The sequence below is a fragment of the uncultured Nostoc sp. genome (assembly GCF_964245445.1).
Taxonomy (GTDB): Bacteria; Cyanobacteriota; Cyanobacteriia; order Cyanobacteriales; family Nostocaceae; genus Nostoc.
The window spans coordinates 1-6,936 of sequence record NZ_CAXTNE010000349.1 but is presented as its reverse complement, the minus strand read 5'-3'; the positions used below and the strand labels follow the sequence as shown (position 1 = coordinate 6,936).

At 40.8% G+C, this 6,936-nt stretch carries 5 protein-coding genes and 1 pseudogene; 5 read left to right on the top strand and 1 reads right to left on the bottom strand.

Annotated features, from left to right (window positions below):
- The first annotated feature begins 70 nt into the window (after window positions 1-70).
- Window positions 71-295 carry a ferredoxin family protein gene (locus tag ACFE90_RS34315; protein ID WP_012407913.1) on the top strand — a complete coding sequence of 75 codons (225 nt, stop codon included), beginning with the start codon at window positions 71-73 and terminating at the stop codon, window positions 293-295.
- 70 nt (window positions 296-365) lie between these two features.
- A complete protein-coding gene (locus tag ACFE90_RS34310; protein WP_375506747.1) occupies window positions 366-1,094 on the top strand; it encodes an ABC transporter ATP-binding protein in 729 nt (242 codons plus the stop codon).
- 832 nt (window positions 1,095-1,926) lie between these two features.
- Here ACFE90_RS34310 and ACFE90_RS34305 read toward each other — a convergent pair.
- The gene (locus ACFE90_RS34305) at window positions 1,927-3,231 is read right to left on the bottom strand and encodes a hypothetical protein (protein ID WP_375506746.1); all 1,305 of its coding nucleotides are present in this window, start codon (window positions 3,229-3,231) and stop codon (window positions 1,927-1,929) included.
- Window positions 3,232-3,527: 296 nt separating this feature from the next.
- Between ACFE90_RS34305 and ACFE90_RS34300 the strand changes: the two genes are divergently transcribed.
- The 3 genes and pseudogenes from ACFE90_RS34300 (at window position 3,528) to ACFE90_RS34290 (ending at window position 6,852) form a co-directional block, all read left to right on the top strand.
- The gene (locus ACFE90_RS34300) at window positions 3,528-4,250 is read left to right on the top strand and encodes a carbonic anhydrase (RefSeq protein WP_375506745.1); all 723 of its coding nucleotides are present in this window, start codon (window positions 3,528-3,530) and stop codon (window positions 4,248-4,250) included.
- 633 nt (window positions 4,251-4,883) lie between these two features.
- The gene (locus ACFE90_RS34295; protein ID WP_375506744.1) at window positions 4,884-6,392 is read left to right on the top strand and encodes a UbiD family decarboxylase; all 1,509 of its coding nucleotides are present in this window, start codon (window positions 4,884-4,886) and stop codon (window positions 6,390-6,392) included.
- Between the two features lie 130 nt (window positions 6,393-6,522).
- Window positions 6,523-6,852: pseudogene (locus tag ACFE90_RS34290) on the top strand (DUF4058 family protein).
- Window positions 6,853-6,936 lie beyond the last annotated feature (84 nt).

Sequence of the window (6,936 nt, the reverse complement as noted above, 5' to 3'; positions counted from 1 at the left end):
CCCCTGCCCCCTGCCCTCACTCCCCTGCTAGGCTAGAAATAGCCGATACAGAAAAGAGGGAATCAAGAACATGCCGCACACAATTGTTACAGAAGTCTGTGAAGGCGTCGCTGACTGCGTAGATGCCTGTCCAGTAGCTTGTATTCATGATGGCCCAGGTAAAAATGCCAAGGGAACTGATTGGTACTGGATTGACTTTGCCACTTGCATCGACTGTGGTATATGTCTCCAAGTTTGCCCAGTAGAAGGGGCAATTCTTGCAGAAGAACGACCAGAGTTGCAAAAAACTCCTTAATAGTCCATAGTCAACAGTCAATAGCTATTTTTAACTTGACTGTTGACCAATGACAAACGACAAATGACAAATGACAAATGACTATTTACTAGATGTCCAAAATGTCCATGCTGGATACATCAAAGATGTAGATATCCTGCAAGGAGTGAATTTCCGCGTTGCACCAGGCGAATTGGTAACTGTGATTGGCCCCAACGGCGCTGGTAAATCTACTTTAGCAAAAGCAATTTTTGGACTTTTGATCCCTCACACAGGGACAATTACCTTCAAAGGTGAAAATATGGTGGGGCTAAAGTCCAATGAAATAGTTCAGCGAGGAATGTGCTACGTACCGCAAATCGCCAATGTTTTCCCCTCCCTTAGTGTTGAAGAGAACTTGGAGATGGGTGCTTTTGTGCTTAACGTTCCCCTGAAACCAATTAAAGATAAAATATTTACTATGTTCCCCAGACTAAGCGATCGCCGTCGTCAACGCGGCGGTACTCTCTCTGGGGGAGAACGCCAGATGCTAGCGATGGGCAAAGCTTTGATGTTGGAACCTAGTTTGCTGATTTTGGATGAACCATCTGCTGCTTTGTCCCCGATTTTGGTGACACAAGTGTTTGAGCAGATTAAACAAATTAATCAGGCGGGTACTGCGATCGTATTAGTGGAACAAAATGCCCGTAAGGCTTTAGAGATGGCTAATCGCGGCTATGTACTGGAGTCAGGACGCGATGCTATTTCAGGCCCAGGTCAAGAACTGTTGAATGATCCTAAAGTGGGTGAGCTATATCTGGGAGCAGGTAAAAGACATTAATCCGGATTTTTTACTCTTGCCCCCATTCAACATAAGACCACTTTAATAAGGAAACTTCACCAGGCGATAGCAATGTCTAGGGCGGGCTGCGCCTACGCTATCTATAAACTAATACAAAAGCTATAACAATTCCTGCCACTGCCGCGACCGTCGTTTTCGATGCTCAAAGAATTCTCCCCAATAATCCTTGCGTTTCTAATCACATCTACAGCGAGTAAAAAGGTAAAACAGGACATTCATTCAGGAAAAAATGACTAAAATGCAAATTAACTGGATTGGGCAAAACCCCAATTCAACAGCAAGGCTTACTGAACTTCCTATATATAAAGTTCTGCATCAGTTTTTAATATACTGCTGAGTCGCAACAAATCCTGCAAAGCCGCTCTAGAGGAAACCTGGGGCGTTTTCTCATGGTATAAAAACGCCTATGTTTACCCAATCAAAATTGATTGAGTGCTTTTGGCAATTTGGCATCCAAATTTTTTCTGTTGCAGTTTTAATTTAGATATCAACAGGGTTACTGGGACATTGAGAAAATTCTACAAGGGATCGATTCCCGTCTCAAAAATCCCACCCAATGGCCAGTTGTTGACGCCCGTGTGAACTACCCTTTCAAGGTTAGATGCACTTAACAAGCACGAGCGTCACCGCTTCACCACAACTGGCTAGAAATCAAACAGAAAACACATAGTACAAATGGTCTAATATCATTTCACGAAATATCTGATATATAAGTAGGAGCGTATAGCTGTACGCTCCTACAGCCTAATTCATTATAATATTCCAAAAATTTTTGGCGGAGGTATTAACATACTAAAGCGATCGCTACCATTTACTTAATCTGTAGCTGTCTGAGTTTATTATTTGCCGACAGTAGTAACTTTTGAGCTTTAAGATAGGCTGTAGTACCATTTTGCACTTTTTCTAACTGATTAATAATACTCTGCAATTGGCTCAAAACCCGATTGTGCTGCACATCATGAGCATCAGCAGGAATTGAAGCTAACAAGCTTTCAATTTCTCGTTGTGCTGCCTCTAAAGCCTCCACAGCATCTGCCTCAGCTTGCCGCCTTACCTTAACTTGACCTAAATTAGCCTCATAAATTGCTAATAATTTCTGTGCCTCAGTATAACCAGCCACGTCTTTTGAAGGAATCTCTTTAAGCCGCCCAATTGCTTCTATCCACAAATTTTCTATTTGTCGCCATTCAGTTACGGTATGCGGTGGATTTTGACCAGCTTTGGCAGCTTGCCAGGAAAATTGCCGCGCTGCGGTAATTAAGGCACTGATGCGATCGTTCCCAGCGGCCAATCCAACAACTTCCTGAAACTCACGCTTATAATTATCTAGTTGATTTTGTACAGTTTTTCCTGCCAAAGTTTGACCAGGAATCTGCTCTAATTGATTAAGCGCTGTCTGCCAAGCAGCTGTTGCGGTCTGTTTATCAGTTGCTGTTGCCGCGTGTTCATATTGCTGTTTTGCATTTAATAAGGTCTGCATATTATTGGTAAGCAAGGACTGAGCATTCTTTTCTTGAAAAACTTTAGCTTCTAGTTGTCCAACTTGACTCCGAAATGCATTAAAACCGTAGATGCTAAAGTGCGAATCATACCACCAATATCTGTATTCAGACCAATCGTTAACAAAGGAAGTTGGTAACTGATCTAAATGTTTTTGTGCTTCTTGTAGCTTCTCTTCTCCCAAAGCCAAATCTGCTGGACTGGTAGCTTTTTCAATCAATTGTTCAGCTTGCTCGACTGATATCAATGCCTGTCGATAGTGATTATCCATACTTATATAGCTGGGTAGCAACAAAAAAGGTGCATGGAGCATCACCGGACGGCGAATCACCTGGTAAGGCTGGTTCGTCACCCAAATCACACCAACGGGAATACCGATAAGTATTGTTATCCAAATAAGTCTACTACCTATACCCCGCTTGGCTTTGCTATGCACTTGCTGAGAGAATTTTTTGAGAGCCTGCCTCTCTAGCTCCATTTCATGCTCTAATTTAGCTAGGTTTTTAGGGGTTAATGGTGTTGTAGATTGTTGGATAGGAGCAGATGGATCTATCCCAGAGCTATTTTGAGAATTTTTACGTAGAAAATTCCAGTTGATTTTGTTTAAAAAAGCCATAAATATAGCCAATACTGTGTTAAGTATTCCCAAAGAACACAGGAAATATATACATAGGGATGAATAATTAAAGGTTTGTAGTAAATACTTTAGTCCTGATAAAACTTGCTATGAGCGATGAATCGCTCACTACGAACTAGGATTTTCTTGTATGTTTAGTTATGCCTACATACTTAAGTGCTAAATTACGATGCCATCTGAAGATTAAATGACTCTTAAATCGTGTAAAAGGGTACTATTGCATCTTGCTTAAGTCTGATATCTTCCTGATAACAGCTTTGTTTTCTGGTAGATTGATGAGTATAATTAATGGATTTGTAGGGCGACGTAATTTCTTAAAATTTGCCAGTTTAGTAGGTATTGCAGCTACTGCTTTTGGTGATAGTTTTTGGAATACAGAGCAAACAGCTATTGCTGATATTCATTCAGACAACCCCAATCCAGTTAATCCTAATGAAGCTATCAGACGCTTACTGGATGGTAATCAACGATTTATCCAACAAAAACGTAAATATCCCGATCAATCATTAGAACATTTGCGATTAGTCGCTAAAGCTCAGTATCCCTTTGCCGCTATATTAGGTTGTGCAGATTCCAGAGTCCCTGCGGAAATTGTCTTCGATCAAGGACTTGGAGATTTATTTGTCGTGCGAGTTGCTGGTAATGTCGTCAGTGACACGGTTATAGGTAGTCTGGAATATTCTACAGCAGTTTTAGGTTCGCAGTTGATTGTGATTTTGGGTCATAAAAGATGCGGTGCAGTAGCAGAAGCAATCAAAAACGAACCACTTCCTGGCAGAATTGGTTTGATTATTGAGGGTATCAAACCATCTGTAGAAAGGGTAAAGTTAAGAACGGGTGATAATATGCAGAATGTAGTTATAGCTAATATCCAGTATCAGGCTGAAAAATTGCAGGAAAGCTCAACAATCTTAGCTAAATTGCTCAATGAAGGGAAACTAAAAATTGTCGGCGCTTGTTACGATATTGACACTGGTAAAGTCAACATTATTACTTGAAAATCTCACAGCTTTGAGGTGTAGGATTCTTCGTTTAATTATGTTGCAAAAAATTATTAGTTATAAAATATTGTTTATTGATAATCTTGAAAATTAATCAAATTCATTGCTCAACTTAAAAAAATATTCCTTATACCATTTAACAAAATACCTGTCACATATACATTGGTAGGGGCGGCGATGCCTGGGTTGGTCTACACTAATGCAAACTTACAAAAATTCAGAAAAACCCAAAAGCAAGGCACAGTCGCAGCTTGTAACAAATAAATCCGGCAGGGGCCATATAACAAGGCCGCCCGCCAGGAAGGTATAGTATATTCTGGCCATGTTTGATCAGGTTAGCGCTTATTTATAAAAAATAATTGCATATCCCTAGATACAATAACTAAATACTTTGGAAAACACAGTTAAGAAAAGTTACTAAATAGGTTAATTTCTAATTAAAACCAACAATTCCCCAAATGGGGAGATGAATGAGCAGGAGGGGCAGAGGGCAACAAGGAGGAGAATAAAAAATTGCCTCGTTTCTTCTCTGCTCCCAGCTAAGTGCCCCTCTGCCTCTTTCCAATGCCTAATGCCCCATAATATAAGAAAGCGCTTCACACTTCTTAAATAATCAGCTTTATTAGAACAATGGCAAGAGACTTGCGGGGATTCATTAAAATTTTAGAAGACAAGGGACAATTACGGCGAATTTCAGCTTTAGTTGACCCAAATTTAGAAATTGCTGAGATTTCCAATCGGATGCTGCAAAAAGGTGGCCCAGGGTTGTTGTTTGAAAATGTCAAAGGCGCTTCTTTCCCTGTGGCGGTGAATTTGATGGGAACTGTGGAAAGGATTTGCTGGGCGATGAATATGCAGCATCCAGAGGAATTGGAAACTCTGGGGAAAAAACTAAGTATGCTGCAACAGCCAAAACCGCCGAAGAAGATTTCCCAAGCGATAGATTTTGGGAAAGTGCTGTTTGATGTGCTGAAAGCGAAACCAGGGCGTGACTTTTTCCCTGCTTGTCAGCAAGTTGTACTTCAAGGTAATGATTTAGATTTAAACAAGTTGCCCTTGATACGTCCTTATATTGGTGATGCTGGCAAGATTATCACGCTGGGACTAGTAATTACCAAAGATTGTGAGACGGGTACTCCAAATGTAGGTGTGTATCGCTTGCAACTACAATCTCAGAATACGATGACGGTTCATTGGTTATCGGTGCGGGGTGGGGCAAGGCATTTGCGAAAAGCGGCAGAACGTGGGAAGAAATTAGAAGTTGCGATCGCACTTGGTGTAGATCCTCTAATTATCATGGCAGCTGCCACACCCATCCCTGTAGATTTATCAGAATGGCTGTTTGCTGGACTCTACGGCGGTTCTGGTGTGCAATTGGCGAAGTGCAAAACTGTAAATTTAGAAGTTCCCGCAGATTCAGAATTTGTTTTAGAAGGGACGATTACACCAGGAGAAGTTTTACCAGATGGGCCTTTTGGCGACCACATGGGTTATTACGGCGGTGTAGAAGATTCGCCATTGGTACGCTTTGAGTGTATGACGCACCGAAAAAATCCGATTTACTTAACAACATTTAGCGGTCGTCCACCTAAAGAAGAAGCAATGATGGCGATCGCACTAAATCGCATTTATACTCCAATTTTGCGGCAACAAGTATCAGAAATTATCGATTTCTTCCTACCAATGGAAGCTTTGAGTTACAAAGCGGCGATTATCTCTATTGATAAAGCATATCCGGGACAAGCGCGACGGGCAGCTTTAGCGTTTTGGAGTGCTTTACCACAATTTACATACACTAAATTTGTAATTGTTGTGGATAAAGACATAAATATTCGCGATCCGCGTCAAGTTGTGTGGGCGATTAGTTCTAAAGTTGACCCAGTGCGGGATGTTTTTATTCTGCCGAATACACCTTTTGATACCTTGGATTTTGCCAGTGAGAAGATTGGCTTAGGTGGACGTATGGGAATTGATGCGACTACAAAGATTCCGCCAGAAACAGACCATGAATGGGGTTCGCCTTTGGAATCTGATCCAGATGTCGCGGCGATGGTAGAAAGACGATGGGCGGAATATGGTTTGGCAGAGTTGCAGTTAGGAGAAGTAGACCCAAATTTGTTTGGTTATGATATGAAGTAGTATGCTATTCGTCACAGCAGTTATTAGATAACTGCTGTGACGAACTAATTACTAATTCGTAATTCGTAATTATTGGTGGAACACTACATTACGGGAAAAAAGATTGCGTTAAAAAATAGGAGTTAAATCAATGCTTTCTATATTTCCTGGAATGAACCCTTATTTAGAACATCCTGAATTATTTCCAGGATTACATCATTTACTCATTAGTGAAATTGCCAGATTTTTATCTTCACAACTGTGCCCTAAATATCGAGTTGCGGTATAAGTGCGGATGTATGAAACAACTGATGAGAATTCCTTGCTTATTGGTACTCCTAATGTAATAGTCAAAAATCGCCAGACTCTAATTGATTCCACCATTACAAATGTAGCAGTTGCCGCACCAACATCTGAACCTATAAAAGTCAAAATTTCAATGCCAGTGAGTATTAGGGAAGGATATTTAGAAGTACGATAAATAGAGACAGAGGTCTTAATTACTACTATCGGGACTTAAACAAAAATCAAGCCCAAATGTAGCCCAAACTGGCTTTATAAGCAG